Here is a 25455-nt window from a genome sequence, read left to right on the forward strand (position 1 = left end):
AAGGACCGGCAAACGCAGAGTTTGCCGGTTCGACCGAAACCGGTGCTCACTTCAAGTATTCGACCTTCAGACGTTCGATCTTGCCGTTGAAGGCGAACGGCTTGCGGTCAAAGTATGCGAGGGAGACTGGAGAGTAGCTGTCTCTGCCCACGTCGAAGGCGTCATTGGCGGTGAACGCGAGCGGAGCGGAGCGCGGCACGCGCCCTTTCGCCACCTCTTTGCCATCGATGCGGATAACGACGTCGAGCGGTGCGCCGCGATTGCTGCCGGACTTGCGTTTCGACCTCTATGTTGACCTTGCCGCTCGGCAACGGTTCGGAGGATTGAAGACGCGTCCGCTCGATCTCGAACAGATTGTACTCGTAGGTGAGCTTGCCGTTCTCGACCCACAAAGCGACACCACCCGAAAAGGCACCCAATGCGTAGAGCACGCCCTCCGAGTCCGGCTTCAATTCCGCCTCGATGGTTACAAGGTTGCTGCGAGCTCCAACTTTCGGCGCCGTGAATTCGGGAACACCCACGACGTCTTGCGTGAACTGGAACTCGGTCGCGGGATTGGACGGCGCATCTTCCGGATGGAAGACGGCAGACCATAGCCCTCCCCCGACGGGGAACACCTTGTTGGCTTCGGCCTGAACGCCAAACGCCTTTTTCAGTTCCTCGACTTTTTCGGGATGATCGGCCGCGACGTCCTTCGCCTGGGAGTAGTCCTTGCTGAGATCGTGAAGTTCCCACACGTCATTGTCCGGCGACCATTTGAAGATGGCGGGATCGAGGCCGGGAGTCCATGGTGTACGCGGCCCGAAGACGGATGCGATCCACTCTTCCTGATAGATGGCACGGCTGCCCATGATCTCGAAGTACTGCTCCTTCTTCTGCCCCGCAGTCTCGGGAGAGTCGAAGGTGTAAGTCATGCTGACACCATCGAGGGGGTCCTGGGTGATGCCGTCCACGAGCTTCGGCGGCTGAATGTCCAGAACGTCATAGATCGTTGGCACGATGTCGTTGAGATGATGGAACTGGGAGCGCGGTTTCTTGTCCGGCTTGATCCTGCTCGGCCAGGAGACCACGAGCGGCGTTCGCGTTCCGCCGAAATGGGCGGCAACCAGCTTGGTCGATCGATGCGGCGTGGAACCGGCCCAGGCCCAGCCGGCATGATACATGTTGTCGGCCTTGGGTGATCCGAGAACATCCATTCCACCCAATTCATTCATCGTGCGGATGTGATCCTTGATTTCCGTAGCGATGCCGTTCTGCGCCAGAAGCTCGCTGATCGTACCGTTCTGGCCTTCCGCGCTGGACCCGTTGTCGCCCCAGACATAGAAGATGAGGGTATTGTCGCGAATTCCCAGTTCATCGAGGGCCTCGATCAACCGCCCGGCCTGAGTGTCCGCATGTTCGGTATAGCCTGCAAAGACCTCCATCAGCCGACGCTGGAACGGCTTCTCGTCTTCTGGAATGTCCTTCCATCCCGCAAGCGTATCCGGGCGGGGCGTTAGTTCCGTATTCTCCGGTATCCAACCGAGTTGTTTTTGGCGTGCATAGATGCGCTCTCGCATGGCATCCCAGCCGTCATCGAATTTGCCTTTGTACTTGTCCGCCCATTCCTTGAAGATGTGATGCGGACCATGTGCAGCGCCGGGCGCCCAGTACATGAAGAAGGGCCGGTCCGGCGTCAGCGCGTGCACCTGCTTCATCCACGACACCGCCTTGTCGGTCATGTCCTCGGTGAAGTGGTAGCCTTCCTTCCCGTGAGATGGATCGACGCGAACGGTGTTTTCGACAACGGGGGGCTCCCACTGGGAGGATTCCCCGGCAAGAAAACCATAGAAATAATCGAACCCGATTCCTTCGCCGGCGGGCCAGTCCGTGTACGAGCCGACCGCGGTCGTTTCATTGGCCGGGGTATTATGCCATTTGCCGAAGGCTGCAGTCGCGTAACCGTAATAGCCAAGGACTTTCGCGACGGTTGCGGAGGTGCGTGGTATCCTCCCGGTATATCCGTCCCAATCGTTTGCCAACTCGGCGATCTGGCCATTCCCGACGCGATGATGGTTGCGCCCCGTCAGCAATGCCGCCCGCGAGGGGGAGCACATGGCGGCATTGTGGAAGCGATTGTAGGACACTCCGTCTTCCGCAAGGCGGCTCAACGTCGGTGTTTCGATCACTCCGCCGAAGGTGTCCGGCAACGCCGGGCCGACGTCATCAAGCATGATAACGACGATGTTCGGGGCGTTCGCGGGAAGGCGCGGCTGCGCAGGCAACGGGCTGTAGGTGGACTGAGCTATCGTCGGGCCGGCTTTGCTCCCTGAGGGCTTCGGCGGAAAAGGCAATGATTCCTGAGCCATTGCGGGAGCGCTCAGAAGCAGGAGCGCCGTGCTCACTCCCAACCAACGTGTTCTCGCGTGCTTAGGTGACTTCATACGACCCTCTCGGTCTGATAACGCATCTGAAACCGACGTGACATGTTGAGGTGTCTATAGGCTCGGCATGCCGCGCCGCTGGACGATAGCGACGGCAGTAGTTGGGCGCACATAGATGCGACCCGCCCTTCAACACCTTGCGCGGAATTCTTATCTCGGGCTGACAGGGATCATGGCTGTCGGCTTCGCGCCCGCCGCGCGGGTTTCTGGGAATACAGCACGCCTTCGAGGGGTCTGCCTCGTGCCGCGGCGAAAACCAGTCGGACGTCCACTCCCAAACGTTCCCGATCATGTCGTAAAGGCCGTATCCGTTGGGCGGGAAGGCTTTGACCGGAGAGGTGCGCGAATAACCGTCCTCAACGTTATTGGTTCTCGGGAAGGCGCCCTGCCAGGTATTGGCCAGATGACGTCCGGCAGGGATAAATTCCGAGCCCCAGGCATATTCAGCGCCATCGAGGCCGCCTCTGGCAGCAAACTCCCACTCAGCCTCCGTTGGAAGATCCTTGCCCCTCCACCGCGCGTACGCGAGCGCGTCGTGGTAGGAAACATGAACGACTGGATGGTCATCCAACCCTTTGATGTTGCTTCCCGGCCCGTATGGGTGATGCCAGCAGGCCCCCTCCAGAAAGGACCACCATCGAGTCCAGTCTTGCAGGTCGACGGCCCCGTTCGGCTGATGAAAGACCAATGAACCGGCATACAGCATCTCCGGTAAAATACCGGGGTAGTCCCGTGGATCAGGAGGAGATTCCGAAAAGGTGCGATAACCGGTCGCCTCAACAAACTCCGAAAACTCGGCATTTGTTACAGGCGTTTCATCGATTAGAAAGCCATCGACACGAACGCGATGTATCGGCCCCTCTTCGGGATAGCGTGCGTCGGACCCCATCGAGAAGGTTCCGCCCTCGATGAAGATCATGCCGGCGTGCGCGCACCCAGCAACGCCGGTTCGGTGAGCCGCTTCCAAGGTCACGCTTCCCCCTTGCCCCGTGGCGACAACGCGTTCGCAACGCTTGGTCACAGCGTTACAATAAGCGCAAGCGCGGCGCTTGCCATTTGATGCCAACTACGGGCAGAAACGGCCTGTTCAAGTAGTCTCGACGGGTACCAGTAAGAGCCGCCGGAAACGCTGTACTTTCGGCTTTCTCGCTGTGCCACAGGGATCATTATCGCTATATCTCAATCGCACCATGCTTCCGGTGTGAGACGTGAGAAATCGATGGTGGGCTTTGCAGCCGCCACGGTAGCGTGCGCGTCAATACAGATGTCAACTCACCCTCTTCACGGGCGGTATCGTCCAAGAACCGTCAATGATGGACGGATTGCTCTCGTTGGGCCAATAGAGGCGCATCATTAGAATGAACTTTCCTTTGGGCGCCGGGAGCCAATTCGATTCCTTGTCCGCTCCAGGTGATTCATGCTGGATCAACAGGTCGATCGAGCCGTCCGGATTTGCCTTGAGTGGCTGCCTTGCGCTGATCGAGTAGCGATTCAGCGGATTGTCGACAAAGAAGTAGTCGGCATCATACATGGTCAATGACCAGAAGCCCGAAACAGGCGGCGTCAGGCCTTTCTTGAATGTCAGAACGTACTTCTCGGACCCGTTATATGCCCGCTTGATCAGTCCGCTGTCAGATTTCAGCGAGGTTGGATAGATCGCATCCTGCGGCCGATTTGCTCCGAGACCGATCGCGGTGACCAGGGCACGCTGCATATAGTTGGTACCGTAGATGCCGGTCTTTGTCGTGAAGCCCCAGCCATCAATATCCTGCACGTCGCCGTCGCTGAATTTGAAATGCATCATGATGCGTGCGAAGCCGAGCTGCGGGACGCGCTTCACAAATGCCGGATCGAATTTGGTCTTGTCGAAGTCCTGACCGGGAACGATTCCCAGTTCAGCGAGCTTGGCGACCATGGGCGCGTCCGCGTCGGTCGGCGGATTGCGCTTCAGGAGCTCGGCGAAGAGAGTGAAGTACTCGATGGCGTCCATGTTGTTGACCTGCTCGCGAACGGCGGTCTTCATGTCGATCGACGGATCGACCTTGCCCTCGGGTGGAGCCCAGTCCTTCCCCCAAGCGCTCAAGGGGTAGAGCTTCACTTCATCCTGCAGTTTATGAACTTCGGCGTAGTCCTCCGGGGTGCCGGTGCAGTAGATGCGTCCCAGCAGCCACACGATGCTCGTCGGAGACTTGTACTGCGTCACACCCTCCGGGAGCTTCCCCTCCCAACCGGGGCCGGTGACCACGAACGTCTGGGCGTCCGTGCCCGTGGTGCGTTTTCCGGGAACATCGAACACTGTCGTCCAGCCGTCCAGCATCGGAAACAGGGCATAGCGGTCTTTCATGTCGGGCAGGCTAACGACCCAGGGCTCATCCCCCACGTCAAAGAACGCAGTCGTATAGAGGGTATCGGCGTTGGGTGCCGTCACGTCCCGGAACTTGGCGTCCGGATACTGGCGCAACTTGATCAGATGCCCCATGGGGCCCCTGCTTCCCTCCGCCTCGGCGACGTTGGTAATCACCCGCCTGGTCATTTCCATCGTTACCAGGGGATAGGCGTAAATATAGGCCTCGACAGCCAGCGCGAACTCATCGAGTCCTTCCGGCAAATCCGCTACCAATCCTTCTGCGGCCATCGCCGGCGTAGCAAGAGATCCAGCCGCCATCGCCCCAAGGCCGGCTACCGTCAAGTCACGACGCGTGATATCCATTCTGTCCCTCCAAGAAAAATTGAGTTGCGAACCAATGCGTTGAGTTCAGTCGATGTAAACGACGACGTAGCGCCCGCCTTCTGGTTGGTAGTAGACCCCGCCGCAACGCCACACCATGACGCCGCTGACGCTGGTCCTGACGCAGCCGGCCGGCAGTGTGGCGGCATAGACGGTGGAGCGGCGGATCACTCGACGCGTCGTACGGCGGGCGACGCCGGCCACACTTCCCGGCGTTACTGGCCGGCCTATGATTGCGTGCGCCTCCGATACGAACGGCATGGGAACGATATCGACCGCAAGCATGGCCAGACCGGCGACGGCGACCGAAAGGACCTTCGACCTGCGCCTCTTCATTGCGCCGCCTCCAGTGCAAGCTCGCCGGTAACGTCGGCATGGACGTGTTCAACTTTGTTCGCGTCGGCTGGCGGCGTGAATTTGAACTGCGCTGTATCGATCCCGTCCGAATTCCAGTTGCTCAGCCGCAGCGTGTATTGCGGCGCCCCGGCCATCCATTTGGTCGTGATGACATATTTGAGCGGTAGTGGCTTGCTGCCCTTGCTAATCCAGATTTGCCAGTCGACGATATCGGTCCTGAAGGCGAGATGATCGCATTCGACGCCGTTGACGAATGCCGATCCGACAACTGTTCCCTCGGTGACGCCATCGGTGAGGGCGGCATAGGGGTCACTTGCCAGCAACTCCGCTCCCGGAGCATCAAGTTCGGTTGTGGCGCGAAGTTCCTCGCTCGCATCTTCAATGCTGCGGCCGGGACTTTGCAGTTGGGCATAAGCATTTGTGATCCGGTCGTGGAGCGATATCGTGGTGCCGTCGAATATCACCTCCGCCTGGGCAAAGGGGCCCATACGCTTCATCCGGAAACCCTTCGCGCGATCGAGTGCAATGGAGCCGGATGCGCTGTACTGAATCTTCTGGCCATCCAGAGTGAGGATTTCCTGATCTGCGTCGTAGTCGACGCCAAGCGCGGGCATCGACTTGAGATTCTCGCTCATCGCAGCCAGGATTCGCTCGGCCTCCGGGTCGATCCCGTCTCTCGCCGAGGCCGGCCATGCGACCACGCTGACTACGAGCATCGATATCAGTGTGTACGAGCGCCATGCCGTGCCAGGCGATCTCATTACGGGTTCATTCATTTGCTCACCTAGCGGACTCGTTTTCTGTGGGTCGCCGGGTCAACTTCCTTGCGAAAGCCTTCCCAATCGGTTGCATACTGCTCTAGTGCTCAACTTACGTCTTGCCTTTTCATGCCAAGTTTGCTGCTCGGATGTTATATTCTGTACCCTCGATCCGGCTTAGGGCCTTGCTGCCGATGGGCCCTGCCTCGCCAGGCACGATGTTTCGGCCATCGAGTTCTGCGCGCGCCTCGGCATCTCGCCAAATGCGTTCCGGACGCGGCCGGCTGGCTCCCGCGCACCACGCTCTCATATGCCCAACGAGTTGCGCCCGATGCCCGAGCAAGGTCAGCGGTTCGGTGTGGAACCGCCGTTCGCCGGGCCCGCTGGTCATCTCCAAGGCCGGTGCTTCGGCGGCCATTATAGGAGCGGGATGCGCCCATAGTTCATCAAGGTTCCGCATCCCGCTTCTTCACCCTCCGGAGGAACTAGCGCACGTAGATCGTCAGCCCGCCGTCGGCCGCCTGTTCGGCGCCGCCGATATTGTCGATCTCGATATTCTGTGCCTTAAGTTTCTCCAAGAGTGGCTTGTTGGCTTCGACTGCCGCAAGCAGCGCCGCGCGCTGGTCCGGCGTGGCGTTTTCAACCCACATCCGCGTCTGGTCCTGCTCCGACAGGGTGCTGACGAGGACGACATTCACCTTGTCGCCGCTATAGCTGCGCACGGTCGCCTCGATCTCCTTCGGCCAGTTCATGGTCGCGCCTTGGGCATAGGCCATTCCACCGAAGCTGAAGGCGGAGAGGGCGGCGATGACGGAGAAAGTCGCAATTCTGTTCATAAACATGCTCCTTCCTAGGGGTTGGGCTGGCCGCGCGGTAACAGGAGTGTTGAGCGCGCCAGCATCGCAGACACCAGCGCGAACCAATCCGCGCCGGATTCATGACATGCGCAGGGGCCCTATCCGACATCGGTTTAATCCAGTCGGTACAATCGCTGCGGGAGAGCCCTGTGCGGGTAAAGCGGCGCTCGGTTTGATCCTGCCTTTTTGCCGCGATACTTAGTCCAGCGTTTCAATAGCAGGGCGGATAGGGATAATAGCCACAGGCCGGGCGGTAGTAGGGGGCTGCCGCAGCGGCGGCACCAGCGTACCAGGCGCCGCGATAGGCAGTGCGGCGGGCGACGCCGGCGAAGGAGAGCGGCGTCAGCGGCATGCCGATAATGTCGATGAACACCGAGGCCGGACCGTCGGCGCCATCGAGGCTTCCCTCCAGAACCTCGACGGCGAAGGACAGTTGCTCGCCATCGAGCTTGGGCGACGTCAGAACGACGACCGCGTCACGGATCGTCGAACCGTCCTTGCTCAAGACGGATATGGTTGCGTTCGGCGGGTCCTTGGCGAAACTGTCGCTGCCTTCCGCCCACTCCTCGATTAGCTGCTTGGTCGGCGCGTGGCCAGCCGCCCGCACCGGACGATCCGCAAACAGTATGGAGTTGGCGGCCACGCCGGTCAGGGTCAACGTTTTGTCCGCCAGATTGGCGCCGCGCGCATTGAGGACGATCAGCGACGGCACGACCTCGGTTCTTGCCTGACCGATCGTCTTTTGCAACGGGACGTGTACGGGCGCCGGCTCAGTGCTTTGCGCCAACGCCGTTATGTGACTGAGAGCGAAAAACGTGATCGCAATGGAGCTGGCGGTAAGTTTCGACGGCATCAGTTCCTCCTCAAGGTCGCTGAGCGTTGCCATGAACAACTTCGTCGCAAAGGTCTTCTCAGCCGGTTGCATACTGCTATAGTATTCAACTTACGTCTTGCCTTTCCATGCCAAGTTTGCTGCTCGGATGTTACATTCTGCACCCTCCATCAGGGTTAGGGCCTTTCTGCCGATGGCGCCCTACCTCGCGAAGCACGATGTTTCGGCCATCGAGTTCTGCGCGCGCCTCGGCATCTCGCCAAATGTGTTCCAGAACGCGGACGGCTGGCTTCCGCGCGCCCAGTGCTTTCACATGGCCAACGAGTTGGCCGCTCTCCTGGGGGACCCGTTCGCGGGCGCGCATGTCGGGCGCTTGACCGAACTGCGCGATCTCGGCCAATGGGGACAGTCGGTTCTCGCAGCGGAGAACGTGGCTGATGCATGTGTGCTCGCGGCAGCCAACGTGTCCTCGATCCATCACGGGTCGGATGTACGCTTCGTGGTGGAAGGCGGAACCGCTCGCATCATCTTCCGCTTCGCCGATCGTTTCGAGTTCGATCCGCGGCACTTCATCTTCGGAAGCCTCGCCGTATTGCGGAAGGTGCCGCTTCTGGCGGGAGAGCCCTCCGCGATAAAAGTTCGACTGACTGCGTCGAGGTCACGCGGAAGCGAGGCGCTGGAGGAGTGCTTGGGCCCCAACATCGAAATGGGATGCGATCACGATATGATCGAGATCGATCGGGAGTTGCTGAACCTTCCTCTCAAAATCCGACGCAATCGCCCTTCGAAGGTGACAGAGGCACTGGCCTCGACGGTGGAGGCGGCGAAGCTGCTTAGCGAAAGGCTGTCCGATGGTCATGCGCTTGGGCTGGAGGTCGTAGCAAGAAGCATTGGCATGTCGGCTCGGACCCTGCAGCGGCGCCTGAAGTTTTGCGGCGTCGATTTTGAGGACTTGCTCGACGAGACGCGGCGCGGGGAGGCCATCCGGTTGATCTGCGAAGGCGTTCACAGCATGACCGACATCGCCTTCAGGGTAGGCTACAGCGATTCCGCGCATTTCACGCGCGCGTTTAAGCGCTGGACGGGAGTGGCGCCCTCCCGCTTCCGGACGGATGCGCAAAGGGCGCCGTAGCACTTTGAATTTGCTGCACTGCGATCTAAGGATACGTGCAGGCGAACCGGCGATATTTTCGTCGGAGAAAGAAGATAGTCTTCCCTGGCGTTTCAGATGATCACGTGCGAACCGAGCTCGACCACGCGGTTGGTCGGCAGACGGAAATAGTCCGACGGGTCGATCGCCGCGCTGGCGAGCGCGATGAACAGACGATCCTGCCAGTGCGGCATGCCGGACTGCGCGTCGGGTACGAGCTTGCGGCGGCCGAGATAGAAGGACGTCGACATGATGTCGAATTTCAGCCCCGACTTGCGGAAAAGACCCAGGGCCTGGGAGACGTTCTGCGTCTCCATGAAGCCGAACTTCATCTCGAGAAGCGTGAAGCGTTCGGACAGGGGCTTCGCGCTGACCCGCTCCTCCTTGGGCACTTTCGGTGTGTTGGCCGTACGGATCGTCAGGATGAAGTTCTGCATATGCAGCACGTGATTGTGCTTGATGTTGTGCAGGAGAGCCGCGGGCGTCGACTCCGGGTCGCTTGTCAGGAAAATCGCCGTGCCGGGCACCGCCACCGGCGCATGCTCGCTCTTGCGTTCGATCGACTTGATGAAGCTCGCCAGCGGAATGTCGATATGCCGCGTCTTGGCATGCAGCAGTTCCGTCCCGCGCTTCCATGTCCACATGATTATGATGAAGGTCGCCGCGATCAATATCGGCACGTAGCCGCCATCATGGATTTTCAGCATGTTGGCGCCGAGGAAGAAGAACTCCAACGTGAACAGTGGCAGCAGCGTGCCGGCTGCCCACCAGGCCGACCAGTTCCAGCGGGCACGCAGGAACTCGAAGGACAGGATGGTCGTCACGACCATGGCACCGGTGACGGAGATGCCGTAGGCGGTCGCCAGCGCCTCGGAGGAGCCGAACATGAAGACCAGGGCCATGACGCCGAACATCAGCAGGGTGTTGACGTTCGGCAGATAGATCTGGCCGGTATGGGTCTCGGAAGTGTGGAAGATCGCCATGCGCGGCAGGAAGCCGAGATGGATTGCCTGGCGCGTCAGCGAGAAGGCGCCGGTGATCACGGCCTGGCTGGCAATGATCGTCGCCGCCGTCGCCAGGATGACGGCTGGAAGCAGCGCCCATTTCGGAAACATCAGGAAGAATGGATCGGACATCGCCTGCGGGTTCTTGAGAACGAAGGCGCCCTGGCCGAGATAATTCAGCGTCAGTGCCGGAAACACCACGGTGAACCATGCCCATTGAATCGGCCGCCGACCGAAATGGCCGAGGTCGGCATAAAGTGCCTCCGCCCCGGTCACGGTCAGAAACACCGCGCCGAGCACGATCATGCCGACGAAGCCTTCGTTGAGCATGAATGTGGCCGCGTAGTACGGATTAAACGCAGCGAAGATCGACAGATCGTCAGCGATGTGCATCAGACCGACAGCGCCCATCACCAGAAACCAGACAAGGGTAATCGGCCCGAAGAAATTCGAAACCGCAGCCGTACCCTTCGACTGCACTGCGAATAGCAGCAGCATGATCACCACGGCGATCGGAACGACATAATCGGTCAGGTCCGGCGTCACCAGCTTCAGCCCCTCAACCGCCGAGAGCACGGACAGTGCCGGCGTGATCATCGCATCGCCGATGAAAAGAGCCGCTCCGGCAATGCCCATGAAGAAAAGAATCGAGGTGTGACCGTTAGCGGTCTTCATCAACAGAGCGAGCAGCGAGAGCGTGCCGCCCTCCCCCTGGTTATCGGCACGCAATAGAAAGAGCACATACTTGATCGTGACGATGATGGTCAGCGTCCAGATCATCAGCGAGATCAACCCGATGATCTCAACGTCCGTGACACCGTCATGCGAAACGGGCCGCAGCGCCTCGCGGAACGCGTAAAGAGGGCTGGTGCCGATATCGCCATAGACGACGCCGATCGAGCCGAGCCCGAGGACGAGCAGGCGGCGCATATTCTCGGACCCGTGTACGGCAGGGGCAGACAATTGAGACATACGTGTCCAACAGGCTCTTAAAGCCAGCCTTTCCAACGGAAGAAGAAGAAGGGTATCACGGCCGATATCACCATAGCCGCCAGTGCCCACGGGTAGCCGAGCTGCCATTCAAGCTCCGGCATCACGCGGAAATTCATGCCATAGATGGACGCGACGAGTGTCGGCGGCAAGAGGACGACCGAGGCAATCGAGAAGATCTTGATGATCGCATTCTGCTCGACGTTGATAAGGCCCAGCGAGGCATCGAGCAGAAAGGTGATGTTTCCCGAGATGAACGCCGCGTGCTCGGAGAGCGATTGTATGTCCCGCGATATCGACCGGCAAAGTTCCCGGCTGTCCTTGTCGCCTTGCACAGCGGGAACAGTGTAGACGAAGGTCAAAAGCCTTGAAAGCGAGGCAAGGCTGTCGCGCGTTTTTGCGACCAGCCTGTAGTGACCCGCCACATCGCGCAGCCGTGCCTCGAGAAAGTGCGGCGGACGGCGTCTGGCCGCCGCCTTGTCGCCGAAAACTTCGATCGACAGGCCGTCTATCTTGTCCACCGCCTGCTCCAGGATTTCCGCCGTCCGGTCGGCGATCGTCTCGAGCAGCCGGGCGAGAAGCACGGCTCCGTTGCGGCACCCGCCGGGAATCCGGTGCATACCGGCTTTGAACAACCCGAACGCCCTGGGCTCCGCGTAGCGGATCGTCACCAGCCGGCCGCCCGAAAGAATGAAGCCGACATCCGTCAGGCCGGGAATTTCCGTATCGCTGCGATAGACCAGCGAAGCCGTCATGAAGACGGCGTCGTTCTCAGTGTAGAGGCGGCTTGACGGCTCGATATCCTTCAGGTCGTCCCGCGTCGGGATGGAGATCCCCAGCAATTTCTCCATCATCAGATCTTCCGTCTTGGTCGGCTCGACGAGATCGATCCAGACGACGTCGGGACGCAGGGACGCCGGCGGCTCTGCCGCCGACAAGGCAACGGCGTCACCGTTCGTACAGTATCCCGTGATCATGCCGCTGCCCTTTTCATGCGGCCGACAAAATCGACCCACGAGGCTCTGAAGCGATCAACCGCCACACGATTTCCATAATGCAGATTCATCAGATGAAGCTTCCGCCCTGCACGACAAATCCTCAATCGTTTGTCGCGGGAGGCCACAGTCTCCGGCGAGAGGCGCTGAGCCGATCACCCTGCACAGGGGCGGCAAGGCATATGGCGCAACACGCGCGCAAAATCAATGCTCCTTTGCGCATGCCTGTCCTCGCAGGATTTCATTTCGGCGCAAACTAGAGCCTTTCATGTCTAAATGGAAGCGATTCTGCCGGAGCAGGTTTTCATCGGGATCAGAGGCGATTGCCCATTGCATGATTCCTTAAATCGGAATCGATTTAAGGACAAAATCATGCAGCAATTCAAAGTGCTACAGCGACTTTGCGCGTCCGATGGGACGCGCGGCGCTGTAGTGTCGTACTTGACCGTACGGCCCAGACGATCGCCTCTGATCCTGGTGGAAAGGCCGTATGCTCAGGCTACGGCGCGCCAGCCGAGCAAATGTTCCACTCCGCTTGAGCCAACAGAATCGGTTCCATTTAGACATGAAAGGCTCTGACCTGCTCGGACGAGCGACGCAAATCTATTCGAAGACGATATCGGGCATCGTCCGGCCCTTGCTATGGCGAGCCGCCGAAACCTGCTCCCAGACCTTTGCTGCAATATCCCGGTAAATGCGCGCAACCTCGCCGTCGGGTTCGGAAACCACCACCGGCGTTCCCGCGTCTGAGGTTTCGCGAATACCCATGGTCAAAGGTACCTCGCCGAGGAACGGCACGCCGATGCGCTCGGCTTCCTTGCGCGCGCCGCCGTGACCGAAGATGTCGTAACGATTGCCGGTGTCAGGCGCCACGAAGTAGCTCATGTTCTCGACGATCCCGAGAACCGGGACTTCCACCTTTCGGAACATCGTGAGCCCCTTGCGTGCATCGACGAGCGCCAGGTCCTGCGGCGTCGAAACGATGACGGCGCCGGCCAGCGGAACCTGTTGGGCCATGGTCAGTTGCGCGTCACCCGTACCGGGCGGCATGTCTACGACGAGAATGTCGAGCTCGCCCCAGGCCACCTCGCGAAGCATCTGCAGCAGGGCCGACTGGATCATCGGACCGCGCCAAATCATGGCAACTTCCTCGTCGACGAGGAAACCCATCGACATGACCGTCAGCCCGTAGTTTTCCATCGGCCGAATGAGCCGCCCTTCGATCTGCTGCGGCCGGCCGCTGATTTTCAAAAGGCGCGGCATGGAGGGGCCGTAGATATCGGCGTCGAGCAGACCGACCTTCAAACCGTTTGCCTGCAATGCGAGCGCGAGATTCACCGATGTCGTCGACTTGCCGACACCGCCCTTGCCGGAAGCAACGGCGATAATGGCACCGACGCCGGGGATCCCCGCCTTTGCCGGCGCGCCGCCGGCGGGACGCTGAGCGTGCCCGTGCGCCGCGGGCGGAACCTGCCGCGGTGTCTGAACCGGCGCCGCCTGCGGTGCCGCCTTGCGATCTGCCGTCAGCGCAACCATTGCCGCCTTGACGCCGGGTATTTCGCGCACGACCCTCTCCGCCGCGGCGCGCATCGGCTCAAGCTCCTTCGCCCGATCGGCCGGAACGGTGATCGAAAAATAGGCTTTTCCGTCGGAAATGAAGACATCGGAGACAAGGCCGAGGTCGACGATATTGCCCTCCATGTCCGGACCGCGCACGTTCCGCAGCTTTTCAAGAACCGTTTCCCTGGTTACGTCCGGCATGCCGCCCTCTTCATCTGTCTTCGTTACGCCGCCTGGCATTGATTAGGCGGTAACATTTTGAACCACTGCGGTGCCGCGCGTCTCTTCCGACGTGCAAAGGACGCTGTAGCGCTTTGAATTGCTGCATGTTTTTCTCCTAAATCGCCCACGATTTAAGGAAACATGCAGCGGATAATTTATCCCCAAATCTGACCCGATTTAAGGAATTATGCAGTAGATAGTTGAGGCGGAGCGGTTCGCCAATGCGACAGATTGGGAAAAACAGGGCCGCCAGCCGATCGTCGTGTCCGTACATCCGGGATCACAAACGACTGGCGGCGGCCCTGCTTCCTCGCAACCTTCGTGGGCGCTGTTTTATTGTAGTCCCCTCTGGACACAACACACAGATGCACAATGCGTGCCAGATTCGCGCCTTGCAAGAAAATATAGTGATTTCAATTGGATGAGGTCTATGCGCTTTAGCAATGCAGGCAAGGATGGCTGCACTGTTTCTGAGCAAGCACATTATTTTCGCGCAAGGGCGCGGCTCGCGCCGGGTATCAGCTGATGTAGCCCTTCTTCATCGCCTTCACGACCGCCTGCGTGCGGTTCACGGCGTCGAGCTTCTTGGTAACGTGATTGAGATAGTGATTGACGGTGTGCTCGGACAGACCAAGGATACCGGCGATTTCGGCGCTGGTCTTGCCGGCTGCCGTCCAGCTCAGGCACTGGATTTCGCGCTCGGACAGGGTGGTATTGGTATTCTTCCAGACGGCGCCGATCTCCGCCAATCGATTGTAGACGTGGATCGCGATCATCTGCAATTCCATCGCCGCCGTCATCGGCAGGTCGGCTTCCGGCCCCATGAGAATGACTGCACCGCGGCCGCCTTCGGCATCGTGGACCGGGAAATAGTTGGCCTGCAAAAGGCCGTTCTCGTGCAACATGGCGATGTAGTCTGCAGCCGATGCCGGCTTGCCGCCCTCGTTTTCCCAGTCTTCAAGCATGATCTGGAACGGTGTCGTGGTCTCCCGCAAGCGACGCACGCCCGTGCTGAAGCGCAGCATCGACAGGCTGTCATACTTGTTGAGGAGTTCGGCCGGCATGTTGGATATGACGGTCGTTGCAGCCAGCCTCTCCACTTCGATCGCGGGAATCGAACAGATGAGAAAAACCTTGAAACCGAAGAGCTGCGTGACCCGCCGCATATAGCGGATGATATCGAACTGGGTCTCAAGCCTTGCGATTTCAGACGCGAAATCACCGCCCCGGGGCAGATCGGTGTCAGTCATCCCGGCCGTCATCGTATCTTGCATTTCGCACGTTCCATGGCATTCATCGATTACCAAATAGCCCGAGCAGTCGACCAATGCCAACAGATGATCCACGTTCGGCGCCATTCATGCGCAAAAGGCTGTGTATTTTCCCCCGCTTTGCGCGCCGCATGTTCCGTCCGGCCTTTTCGAAAAACGAAATTCAGTTGATCAGCCCTGCACGCATGGCTTTGGCAACGGTCTGAACACGATTGACGGAATCCAATTTGCGCGTCGCGCGATTGAGGTAATGGTTCACCGTGTATTCGGAAAGCGCCATGATTCTCGCCATCTCCATGGTCGTCTTGCCCGCAGCGGCCCAGCGGAGGCACTCGATCTCACGACGGGAAAGGCTGCCGGGTCCCCGCCGGTCACGGCCTCGCACCTCGCTCAGCCGACTGTAGAGAAGACCCGCCCAAAGGTTGAGCGCCTGCATCTCGTCGTTGGAAACAAGCTCTCTGTTGCCACCAAAGGCGACGGCGGCGCGTCGTCCCGATGCGTCATGAACCGGCAGATACAGACCGCGCGGCAGACCGGCCGCTTCGAAGACACAAACCGCCGCGTCACCCTTGCCGTCGAGCCGCCTGCGCGCAAGCAGATGGGCATCGTAGGTGAACGGAATCGTGCTGCGGCGCAGCCGCTGGATGACGGGGCTTCCATCGATCAGACGAGCGCTGTCGTAGCGCCTGAGAAACTCCGACGGCCAAGTCGTCATCAGCGCCTGCGTGCCCAGGCTGTGGCATCCGGCATCCGGGATCGACAAAACCAGGAATCCACGAAAGCCGTAGGCGTCCGATATCTGACCGAGAACCCGCTTGATATCGTCTTCGTCGCCCAGCGCTCCCGCGACTGACCGCCCGCTCGGGAGTATCAATGAGGACATACCTGCGCTGAAATCTACCACCCGCTCGTCTCCCACATCCCGCGCCCGATCGAGCGAGGCCGCCTTCGCCGTGATAAACGACGTCAAAACTTCCGTCAAAAATCAAGTCCGCTTCAAGTCCTTGCAACCGGCCGTAGCGGCGCGCCTGATATATCGCAAGCTAATGATCTCGAAACAGCTCGTCCAGTCGAAGTTCCTAATTTACCGTAAAGCAGAGTTAACGTCCATTGCGCCCGGGGCCGAGGCGCATTCGGACCTCCTCCTCGATCTTTCCCGCCGCCTCCCGTACGAAGTCGGCCCAAGCCGCCAACTGCGCCATGTTGACGCGATAGGCAGGCCCGGTGACGGATACGCCCGCAACCAGATCGTGTTCCGGAACGAAGATCGGCGCGGCGACGCAGCAGATTTCCGCCTCGTGCTCTTCGCGGTCAAACGCGTGCCCATCGCGGCGAATTTCATCGATTTCCGCAAGCAGGCCGGCCGCAGAGCGGTGCGTATGGGCCGTGAACGGATGGAATTTCATGTTTGCGGCGATTCGCAACAATTCCGGCTGCGACAGCGACGACAGCGCGGCCTTGCCTATGCCCGTACAATAGGCCGGTGACGCCTTGCCGATTTGCGAACTCATCCGTACCGCCTGCCGGCTCTCGACCTTGTCGACATAGATGATCTCGGTCTCCTGCAGGACGCCGAGGTGAACCGTCTCCCCGGTCAGTTCGTGCAAACGCAACAGATGCGGCTCAGCGATGTCACGGAAGCGGTTGCCGGACCAGGAGCGATAGGCGAGCTTCAACAGGCGCAGGCCCGGCTCGTAAGACAGATCACGGCCCTGAACGAGCAGGCCTTCCTCGACCAGGTGACTGAGCAGCCGATGCACGGTGCCGCGCGGCTGCCCGACGGATTGAACGATATCCGTGAACCGCTGCGGGCTGCCCGCCGTCACCACCGCCTCGAGAACCGCCATGGCCTTGCCGAGCGTGCCGGTTCCGGCGATTTCAATCTCTGCGTCGGTTGTTTTGGTTTCGTTCATGTCATCAGGCTTCGTAGCAGCGGCGTGCCTTGACAGGACAAAAGCAACGGCGCGATAATTCCAGATAGTAAAACATTGTTCCACATAATGGAACTGCCACCTCATCCAATATCAGCATAGAGGAAACCATGCCAATGCCGAGCGGTCAGTTTCCCGACCTCCAAAACAAGGGTGTGCTCATCACCGGCGGTGGGTCGGGCATAGGCGCCGCCCTGGTGGAAGCTTTCCTGCGGCAAGGTTCGCGCGTGGTCTTCATTGACATCGCTGAGGAAGAGAGCCTTGCGCTTTGCGAGAAGCTGGCCGCCGAAACGGGAAGAAGACCCCAATTCATTCCCGCCGATCTCAGACAGGTCCCGAACTTGAAAGCGGCCGTCGAAACCGCCGCCGGCATGCTCGGCTCGATCCGCGTGCTCATTAACAATGCCGCACGTGACGACCGGCAGCAACTCGAAGCGGTGACGGAAGAGAGCTGGGACGAAAGCCTGTCCGTCAATCTCAGGCACCTGTTCTTCATGTGCCAGTCAGCGGCACCCCATATGCAGCGCGCCGGCGGCGGGTCGATCATCAACTTCTCGTCGATCGCCTTCATGCTCAACATGCCGGATGTCCCCGCCTATGCCACCGCGAAGGCCGGCATTATCGGCCTCACAAAGTCGCTGGCCGGGAAACTCGGGCCGGAGAATATTCGCGTCAACGCGATCCTGCCCGGCATGATCGTCACCGAACGGCAGAAGCGGTTGTGGCTGGACGACGACGCGATTGCGCGGATGCAAGAGAGACAGTGCCTGAAACGCATGCTGATCGCCGACGACCTCGTGGGGCCGTGCCTCTACCTGGCTTCGGATTGCTCGGCGGCGATGACGGCTCAGACCATGATCATCGATGGAGGCGTATTTTGATGACGGCAGGCTATTATGCCGCGGTCGATTGGGGAACCACGAGTTTCCGGCTGTGGCTCGTCGGCGAGGACGGAGCCGTCCTTGCGGAACGCCGCAGTGCTGAAGGCATGACGACGGCGGCGAAGGTTGGCTTCCACGCAGTACTCGACACCCATCTCGCCGCGACGGATGCTCCCGGCCATCTCCCGATCATCATTTGCGGCATGGCCGGTGCCCGCCAGGGCTGGAGGGAGGCCGGTTACCTCGATACACCGGCCGCCCTCACCGCGATTGCCGGCAACGCTATCTGCGTCCCCGACGTCGACCGCGACATCCGGATACTGCCCGGCCTCGCCCAGCGCGACATGCGCCATCCGGACGTAATGCGCGGCGAAGAAACGCAGCTTCTCGGCGCCGCCGGTACGCTCGGCACCGGGCGGCACCTCGTGTGCATGCCGGGTACGCACAGCAAATGGGTCCGCCTCAACGGCGACACGGTCGAAGGCTTTTCCACCTTCATGACCGGCGAACTGTTCGACGTCGTCTCGCGCCACTCGATTCTCAGCCATGCGTTGGCGGATGGAGGCGTCTTCGCCGGCAACGATCCGGCTTTTGTCGAAGCCGTGTCAGAGTCGGCGCGGAATCCGGCTCTTGCCACGAACCTGCTTTTTTCAGTTCGCGCGGGACAGCTTCTCCACCGGTTGAGTGCCACCGACGCCAAGGCACGGCTCTCCGGCACCCTGATCGGCATCGAGATCGCAGGGGCCCTCGCGACGGCCGGATCGATCGACGGAATTTGCCTCGTCGCATCGGGCCCGCTCGGAGCGCTCTACCATGCGGCCCTGCAAAACCAGGGCCTCAAAGTTCAACATGTCGACGCCGATGATGCCGTGCGGGCCGGCCTCTCCGCCGCCGCTTGCGCCATCTGGCCCCTCTGACCGAAAGAAAGAAGATGAACCGCATCCCCTTGCCACCGATGAAATATCCGCTGGTCGCCATCCTGCGCGGGCTCAAACCCGCCGAAACGGAAGGCATCGTCGGCGCGCTGATCGAGACAGGCTTCACCGCAATTGAAATCCCGCTGAACTCGCCCGACCCGTTTCGTTCCATCGAGATCGCCGTGAAGATGGCGCCGGCCGGCTGCCTGATCGGCGCAGGAACTGTGCTGACGACCGAGCAGGTGGAACAACTTGCCACCGTCGGCGGACGGCTGATGGTGAGCCCCAATGTCGAACCGTCGGTGATCAAGCTTGCCGCGGCGAAGGGCATGGTCACGATGCCGGGTGTGTTCACGCCGACCGAGGCGCTCGCCGCCGCCGGCGCGGGAGCGTCCGGTCTCAAGTTCTTTCCCGCGAGCGTACTCGGCCCCGCCGGTATTGCGGCGATCCGCACGGTTCTTCCAACCGATATCGAGATCGCAGCCGTCGGCGGCGTGTCGGAAAGCAACTTCGCCGACTACGCCAAGATCGGTATTCGCAGCTTCGGCCTCGGCTCGAGCCTCTACAAGCCCGGCATGAGCGCCGCAGACGTTGAACAGCGGGCGAAGGCGACGCTTCAAGCCTATGACGCAGTTTATGGAGGCCACCGATGACCGATCCCGTTCCGTTTTCCGGCCGCGTCCTCTGCGACCTCTGCTCCGAGCTCGGCGAAGGTCCGACCTTCGATCCCGGCAGCGGCACTGCCTGGTGGTTCAACATCACGGGCCGGGAACTGCACGAACTGCATGTTGAAAGCGGCCGCAAGACGGTTCACACGCTGCCCTTTCTCGGCACCGTGCTTGCCGTCATCGACCCGGCCCGGCAGTTGGTCGCGTCGGACCAGGGGCTTTTCCTTCGCGATACGGGAAGCGGCAAGCTCTCCCGTTTCGCCATGCTTGAGGACAAACCCGGCAACCGCTCCAATGACGGTCGCGTCCATCCATGCGGCGCTCTCTGGATCGGTACGATGGGACGGAAAGCCGAAAGGCATTCGGGTGCGATCTACCATGTCGCCGGCGACCGCGTCACCAAGCTTTACAGCAATATCAGCATTCCAAACGCCATTTGTTTCTCGCCCGACGGAGCCACGGCCTATTTCACCGATTCGGCGGCCAACCATCTGATGCGCGTCGATATTGATCCCGCGACCGCTCTTCCGACCGGGGATGCCGTTGTCCTTTCCGACGAGAGCACGTCTCCCGGAGACGTCGACGGCGCGGTCTGCGATGCCGACGGGCTGATCTGGAACGCGCGCTGGGGTGCAAGTTCCGTCGACGTCTACAGGCCGGACGGCCAAAAGATCGCCCGCTATGCCGTGCCCGCGACGCAGCCAAGCTGCCCGGCCTTCATCGGGGCGAAGGCTGACAGGCTGCTTATAACCTCGGCCTGGCAGGGAATGGACGAGTCCGCCCGGGCGGCCGATCCCAATGCCGGGAAGACTTTCGACCTCGGCGTCGAAGTCAAGGGCCGTTTCGAGCCCGCCTTTCTGCTCTGACCGCATAACAAGTGCTGGTATCGGGCTGCCAAAAAGTCATACAATTTAGCCATGCGATGAATCGCCATGGAACGGGAGGGCTCGAATGAGCGAAAAGAAAAAAGAACTGAGAAGCCGCCATTGGTACGGCGGAACGCACAAGGACGGCTTCATTCATCGATCCTGGATGAAGAACCAGGGGTTCCCGGATCATGTTTTCGACGGGCGGCCAATCATCGGCATCTGCAACACCTGGTCCGAGCTCACACCCTGCAACAGCCACCTGCGCGTCCTGGCCGAAGGCGTCAAACGCGGCGTCTGGGAGGCCGGCGGTTTTCCGGCCGAATTCCCGGTTTCCTCGCTCGGGGAGACGCAGATGCGCCCGACCGCCATGCTTTTCCGCAACCTCCTGGCGATGGACGTCGAAGAGGCGATCCGCGCCCACGGGATCGACGGCGTGGTGCTGCTCGGCGGCTGTGACAAGACGACCCCGGGGCAGTTGATGGGCGCCGCCTCCGTCGACCTGCCGACGATTGTGGTTTCCTCGGGCCCGATGTTGAACGGCAAATGGAAGGGGAAGGACATCGGCTCGGGCACGGACGTCTGGAAATTCTCCGAAGCCGTACGGGCCGGTGAAATGAGCCTGCAGGAATTCATGGCTGCCGAAAGTGGCATGTCGCGTTCGCCCGGCGTCTGCATGACCATGGGCACCGCAACCACGATGGCCTCGGTGGTGGAAGCGATGGGCCTTTCGCTCCCCACCAACGCAGCCCTTCCCGCTGTCGACGCGCGCCGCATGGCGCTCGCACACATGACTGGCAAGCGGATCGTAGAGATGGTGCACGAGGACCTTCGGCTTTCGAAGATCCTGACGAAGAAGAACTTCGAGAACGGCATCATCGCAAACGCCGCCGTCGGCGGATCGACCAATGCTGTCGTGCACATGCTCGCAATCGCCGGACGCGCCGGCGTCGACCTCTGTCTTGAAGACTTCGATCGCGTCGGCGGCCAGGTCCCCTGCATCGTCAATTGCATGCCGTCGGGCAAGTATCTCATCGAGGATCTCGCCTATGCGGGCGGCCTGCCGGCGGTCATGAACCGCATCCAGCACCTGCTCCATGCCGACGCGCCGACGGTTTTCGGCGTGCCCATCAGCAAGTATTGGGAAGGTGCCGAGGTCTACAATGACGACGTCATCCGCCCACTCGACAACCCGCTGCGCGCCGCCGCCGGCATTCGCGTGCTGAAAGGCAATCTTGCCCCGAACGGCGCGGTCATAAAGCCATCGGCCGCGAGCGAGCATCTGCTCGCGCACGAAGGTCCGGCTTACGTGTTCGAGACAATCGAAGACCTCAAGGCCAAGATCGACGATCCCGACCTGCCGGTAACCGAGGATACGATCCTCGTCCTCAAGGGGTGCGGCCCGAAGGGCTACCCCGGCATGGCGGAAGTCGGCAACATGCCGATCCCGCGGCGGCTCGTCGAAAAGGGCGTTCGCGACATGGTGCGCGTTTCGGATGCGCGCATGTCGGGCACTGCCTTCGGCACGGTGGTCCTGCACGTCAGTCCGGAAGCCAATGCCGGCGGCCCTCTTGCGATCGTCAAGACCGGCGACCGTATCCGTCTCGATGCCATGAAGGGCGAGTTGAACCTTCTGATCAGCGAGGAGGAGTTCGCGGCTCGCATGGCCGCCTGGCAGCCGCCGGAGCAGAAATGGCAGCGCGGTTATTACAAGCTCTATCATGAGACCGTGCTGCAGGCCGATAAGGGTGCCGACCTCGACTTCCTCGTCGGCAAGAGTGGCAGCGATGTGCAACGCGAGAGCCATTAAGACGTCTTCGGACAGCGCGCGATAGCGGTAAAGTATGAAGATCTCGGATTGAGCTCGTCCGGGATCTTCACGCGAAATTTCGTTACTCACCTAAGTATTTTCCGGGGGCCATGCGAGAAGTTCTGGCGACGGACGTAGTTTTAGCTATACCTTAACAAAGAAAGGCTGCGTTTGCCGACCCTGCATGACACGACCGCCAACGGCTTGATCCTGCCAAAACAACGCAGCCCAAGGTAGAACCGCCACCACTTCCCTCGGTGGCTGCTTGCATTTTTTACGGAACAGATTTCGCCTCCGGACGTTGCTTGAGTATCACCAGCGCGGTGTGGGCAGGCCGCTCGCCAACGCCGTGGGGTGGTCGACAACGTCAACGAAAGGCAGTCTGATATGACAAAGAAACTTGTATCTTCCGTTGCGGCTGGCGCGCTTCTCGTGGGCGTTACCTTCGCCCCGACAAGTTTCGCGCAGCAGACAACGACTCCGCCTCCGGCAGCACCCACGCAGACGCAGCCGGGCGGCACGACACCGCCTGCGACGGAGCCTCCGGCCGACCAGGCCCAGACTCCTCCTCCCGCTGGCACCGAGGCACCTAAGGATACTGCCGCTAAATCGGACTATTTGACCGAGCAGGCAGCCGATCAGATCGCGACGAGCGATTATGTAGGCCAATCGGTTTACAATGCGGCCGATGAAAGCATCGGCAAAATCGACGATCTGATCATCAAGAAGGACGGCGGCGTCCAAGCGGCCGTGATCGGCGTCGGCGGCTTCCTCGGAATCGGCCAGAAGAACGTCGCGGTCCCGTTCGACCGGATCGAGATCTCCGAGCAGGCCGACACGGCAGCGCTGAGGCTGACCACGACCGAGACGGCCGACACGCTGAAGGCAGCGCCGGAGTTCAAGACGAAATCGCAGATGATGGCCGAGCGCAATGCAGCACAGCCGGTCGACACATCAACGACATCGTCAACCGGTACGTCACCGGCAACGCCGACGCAGCCGTCACCTCAGCAGTAAGCTGAATGGGCAGCGGACATCCCGCTCCCATACCTGAAAAGCGGCGCAATGCGCCGCTTTTCTACTGCATGATTGTTTAACCGGAATCGATTTAAGGACAAGATCATGCAGCAATTCAAAGTGCTACAGCGACCTCCAATTGAAAGCGCGGCGCTGTAACGGCCTCAGAAAAGCACGCAGTATCGCAGGGCATCATAGATGCCCGCGTGGATATTGCGGCTCGCGACCGCATCGCCGATCCGAAACAGATCGAACGTCCCTTCGGGATTGCGCGAGACAATTGGGTTTTCGCGACGGATGAGAGCCTTGTAGTCGACCGCGCCAAGGTTGCGGGACAGCGGCTTGAGCTCGATATAGAGTTCGGCCATCGGCACCGTGCCATGCTCGACGATCACCTGCGCCACCCGACGCTCGATCGAAGCGGTCTCCGAAAAATCCGAACACAAGGTCGCAACCAGTGAATTGCCGTCGCGTCTTACCGATTTCAGCCGCGTGTTGATCGTAACCCGCACATTCTTCTCGGCAAAGATCTTCGCATAGGGAACGTGGTTCATGCCGCCGATCTCGGGTGCGAACATGCGCTCCGGCGAAACGATCTCAAGTTCGACGCCAGCTCTGGCTATCAGTTCGGCCGCGGTCATGCCGCTGTGCGCGCCGTTGTCGTCATAAAGCAGAACAGGTCCCTCGGGCTTCACGGCGCCCGCAATAATATCCCAGCTCGAAACGACGAGGTCGTCGCCTGTCTCGAGCGCGGGATTCTGGGCGATGCCGCCGGTGGCAACGACGACGAGATCCGGTTCCCGCGCCAGCACGTCCTCCACGCCGGCAAAGACATTGTAATGGATCGGAACGCCGAGCCGCTCGAGTTCGGAAAGCCGCCAGTCGACAATGCCGATCATTTCCTTGCGACGCGGGTTCCGCGCTGCCAGCAGGATCTGGCCGCCGGCTTCACTGGTTGCCTCCAAAAGCTCGACCGAGTGACCGCGTTCGGCGAGCACGCGGGCCGCCTCTAGGCCGGCGGGCCCCGCCCCGACGACAACCGCACGCCGGCGGGGGCCATCGCTTTTCGAGATGACGTGCGGCACGATCGCCTCGCGTCCGGTCGCCGCGTTGTGAATGCAGAGGGCGCCGCCGCCCTCATAGATGCGGTCGAGACAATAGGTCGCGCCGACGCAGGGGCGGATCTCGGCCTCACGCCCCTCTTCGATCTTCCTGACGATATAGGGGTCGGCAATATGGGCACGGGTCATGCCGACCATATCGAGCTTGCCCTCGGCGATCGCATGCCGCGCCGTTGCCACATCGGCAATGCGGGCGGCATGGAAGACCGGAAATTTCGTGGCTGCCCGTACTTCTCCGGCGAAATCGAGATGCGGCGAGGCGGCCATGCCCTGGATCGGGATCACCTTGGTGAGCGGTGCGTCGTGCTCGATATGGCCGCGAATAATGTTCAGGAAGTCGATCTTGCCGGAGCCCGCGAGCCGTCTCGCAATCTCGACGCCTTCTTCCTTCGACAGGCCCTTGTCCCAGTCCTCGTCCGCGACCATGCGCGTGCCGACGATGAAATCCGGACCAACCGCCTTGCGCACGGCGTCCACCACCAGGTTCATGAAGCGTAGGCGATTGTCGAGCGACCCGCCATATTCGTCGTCACGATGATTGGTGGCTGGCGACCAGAAGCTGTCGATCAGGTGGCCGTAGGCCTCGATTTCGATACCATCGAGACCGGCGGCCTGCATGCGGCTGGCGGCCGCTGCATAGTCGCCCACGATCCGCTCGATATCCCACTCCTCGATTTCCTTCGGAAACGACCGGTGCGCCGGCTCGCGGATGGGAGAGGCGCTCAACACCGGCAGCCAGTCGCCCTTGCTCCAGTTCGTACGGCGGCCGAGATGAGTCAACTGGATCATCACGGCGGTGCCGTACTCATGACAGTCGTCGGCGAGTTTCTTGAGCCACGGTACGATCTCGTCGGCATAGGCATGGAGATTGCCGAAGGCCGGCGGAGAGTCCTCGGAGACGATGGCCGAACCGGCCGTCATCGTCAGCGCTATGCCGCCCTTGGCCTTTTCCAGGTGGTAGAGACGATAGCGATCCTTCGGCATGCCGTCTTCGGAATAGGCCGGCTCATGGGCCGTCGACATGATCCGGTTCTTGAGTGTCAAATGCTTCAGACGGTAGGGTTGGAGCAGCGGGTCCTTCGAAACGGTCATCCAAC

20 protein-coding genes and 1 pseudogene are annotated in these 25455 nt (G+C 60.7%); 7 read left to right on the forward strand and 14 right to left on the reverse strand.

Annotated features, from left to right (window positions below):
- Positions 1 to 46 precede the first annotated feature (46 nt).
- The 7 genes and pseudogenes from GHK62_RS08660 to GHK62_RS08690 all read right to left on the reverse strand — a co-directional run bounded on the left by GHK62_RS08660 (position 47) and on the right by GHK62_RS08690 (position 8009).
- Positions 47 to 2423: pseudogene (locus GHK62_RS08660) on the reverse strand (arylsulfatase).
- Positions 2410 to 3342, reverse strand: a complete 933-nt coding sequence (locus GHK62_RS08665; protein ID WP_153438880.1) for a formylglycine-generating enzyme family protein — start codon at positions 3340 to 3342, stop codon at positions 2410 to 2412. The pseudogene GHK62_RS08660 and the gene GHK62_RS08665 overlap by 14 nt, the downstream one beginning before the upstream one ends.
- Before the next feature lie 348 nt (positions 3343 to 3690).
- On the reverse strand, positions 3691 to 5133 hold the full coding sequence (locus tag GHK62_RS08670) for a DUF1254 domain-containing protein (protein ID WP_153438135.1): 1443 nt from the start codon (positions 5131 to 5133) through the stop codon (positions 3691 to 3693).
- Positions 5134 to 5178: 45 nt separating this feature from the next.
- On the reverse strand, positions 5179 to 5487 hold the full coding sequence (locus GHK62_RS08675; RefSeq protein ID WP_153438137.1) for a hypothetical protein: 309 nt from the start codon (positions 5485 to 5487) through the stop codon (positions 5179 to 5181).
- Positions 5484 to 6269, reverse strand: a complete 786-nt coding sequence (locus GHK62_RS08680; protein ID WP_153438139.1) for a DUF2092 domain-containing protein — start codon at positions 6267 to 6269, stop codon at positions 5484 to 5486. The genes GHK62_RS08675 and GHK62_RS08680 overlap by 4 nt, the downstream gene beginning before the upstream one ends.
- 482 nt (positions 6270 to 6751) lie before the next feature.
- A complete protein-coding gene (locus GHK62_RS08685) occupies positions 6752 to 7102 on the reverse strand; it encodes a hypothetical protein (protein ID WP_153438140.1) in 351 nt (116 codons plus the stop codon).
- A 232-nt stretch (positions 7103 to 7334) separates the two neighbouring features.
- Positions 7335 to 8009, reverse strand: coding sequence for a hypothetical protein (locus tag GHK62_RS08690; RefSeq protein WP_234886832.1), 675 nt, complete (start codon positions 8007 to 8009; stop codon positions 7335 to 7337).
- A gap of 139 nt (positions 8010 to 8148) precedes the next feature.
- Here GHK62_RS08690 and GHK62_RS08695 point away from each other — a divergent pair, with 139 nt between their 5' ends.
- Complete coding sequence (locus GHK62_RS08695; protein WP_153438142.1) at positions 8149 to 9087, forward strand: helix-turn-helix transcriptional regulator; 939 nt, start codon at positions 8149 to 8151, stop codon at positions 9085 to 9087.
- A gap of 92 nt (positions 9088 to 9179) precedes the next feature.
- Here the strand turns inward: GHK62_RS08695 and GHK62_RS08700 are convergent, their stop codons facing one another.
- The 6 genes from GHK62_RS08700 to GHK62_RS08730 form a co-directional block, all read right to left on the reverse strand.
- A complete protein-coding gene (locus GHK62_RS08700; protein ID WP_153438144.1) occupies positions 9180 to 11081 on the reverse strand; it encodes a potassium transporter Kup in 1902 nt (633 codons plus the stop codon).
- 17 nt (positions 11082 to 11098) lie between these two features.
- Positions 11099 to 12076, reverse strand: coding sequence for a magnesium transporter CorA family protein (locus GHK62_RS08705; protein WP_153438146.1), 978 nt, complete (start codon positions 12074 to 12076; stop codon positions 11099 to 11101).
- Positions 12077 to 12697: 621 nt separating this feature from the next.
- Entirely contained in the window at positions 12698 to 13855 is a 1158-nt protein-coding gene (gene apbC / locus GHK62_RS08715) for an iron-sulfur cluster carrier protein ApbC (RefSeq protein ID WP_153438150.1), read from the reverse strand.
- Positions 13856 to 14394: 539 nt separating this feature from the next.
- On the reverse strand, positions 14395 to 15234 hold the full coding sequence (locus GHK62_RS08720; RefSeq protein ID WP_153438152.1) for a LuxR family transcriptional regulator: 840 nt from the start codon (positions 15232 to 15234) through the stop codon (positions 14395 to 14397).
- A gap of 76 nt (positions 15235 to 15310) precedes the next feature.
- A complete protein-coding gene (locus tag GHK62_RS08725) occupies positions 15311 to 16051 on the reverse strand; it encodes a helix-turn-helix transcriptional regulator (protein WP_184108442.1) in 741 nt (246 codons plus the stop codon).
- A gap of 196 nt (positions 16052 to 16247) precedes the next feature.
- The gene (locus GHK62_RS08730; RefSeq protein WP_153438154.1) at positions 16248 to 17060 is read right to left on the reverse strand and encodes an IclR family transcriptional regulator; all 813 of its coding nucleotides are present in this window, start codon (positions 17058 to 17060) and stop codon (positions 16248 to 16250) included.
- A gap of 128 nt (positions 17061 to 17188) precedes the next feature.
- Between GHK62_RS08730 and GHK62_RS08735 the strand changes: the two genes are divergently transcribed.
- From GHK62_RS08735 to GHK62_RS08760, 6 genes are all read left to right on the forward strand, one after another.
- On the forward strand, positions 17189 to 17959 hold the full coding sequence (locus GHK62_RS08735) for an SDR family NAD(P)-dependent oxidoreductase (protein WP_153438156.1): 771 nt from the start codon (positions 17189 to 17191) through the stop codon (positions 17957 to 17959).
- Positions 17959 to 18876, forward strand: a complete 918-nt coding sequence (locus GHK62_RS08740; protein ID WP_153438158.1) for a 2-dehydro-3-deoxygalactonokinase — start codon at positions 17959 to 17961, stop codon at positions 18874 to 18876. Before GHK62_RS08735 ends, GHK62_RS08740 begins: the two co-directional genes overlap by 1 nt.
- Before the next feature lie 14 nt (positions 18877 to 18890).
- The gene (locus GHK62_RS08745) at positions 18891 to 19529 is read left to right on the forward strand and encodes a 2-dehydro-3-deoxy-6-phosphogalactonate aldolase (RefSeq protein ID WP_153438160.1); all 639 of its coding nucleotides are present in this window, start codon (positions 18891 to 18893) and stop codon (positions 19527 to 19529) included.
- Positions 19526 to 20410 (forward strand): SMP-30/gluconolactonase/LRE family protein, encoded by an 885-nt coding sequence (locus GHK62_RS08750; RefSeq protein ID WP_153438162.1) that lies wholly within the window; start codon positions 19526 to 19528, stop codon positions 20408 to 20410. The genes GHK62_RS08745 and GHK62_RS08750 overlap by 4 nt, the downstream gene beginning before the upstream one ends.
- An 85-nt stretch (positions 20411 to 20495) precedes the next feature.
- The gene (locus GHK62_RS08755; RefSeq protein WP_153438164.1) at positions 20496 to 22220 is read left to right on the forward strand and encodes an IlvD/Edd family dehydratase; all 1725 of its coding nucleotides are present in this window, start codon (positions 20496 to 20498) and stop codon (positions 22218 to 22220) included.
- Positions 22221 to 22607: 387 nt separating this feature from the next.
- The gene (locus GHK62_RS08760) at positions 22608 to 23237 is read left to right on the forward strand and encodes a PRC-barrel domain-containing protein (protein WP_153438166.1); all 630 of its coding nucleotides are present in this window, start codon (positions 22608 to 22610) and stop codon (positions 23235 to 23237) included.
- Between the two features lie 164 nt (positions 23238 to 23401).
- Here GHK62_RS08760 and GHK62_RS08765 read toward each other — a convergent pair whose 3' ends face one another.
- The gene (locus GHK62_RS08765) at positions 23402 to 25450 is read right to left on the reverse strand and encodes an NADH:flavin oxidoreductase (RefSeq protein WP_153438167.1); all 2049 of its coding nucleotides are present in this window, start codon (positions 25448 to 25450) and stop codon (positions 23402 to 23404) included.
- Positions 25451 to 25455: the final 5 nt, after the last annotated feature.

The sequence above is a fragment of the Sinorhizobium terangae genome (assembly GCF_009601505.1).
GTDB lineage: Bacteria > Pseudomonadota > Alphaproteobacteria > Rhizobiales > Rhizobiaceae > Sinorhizobium > Sinorhizobium terangae.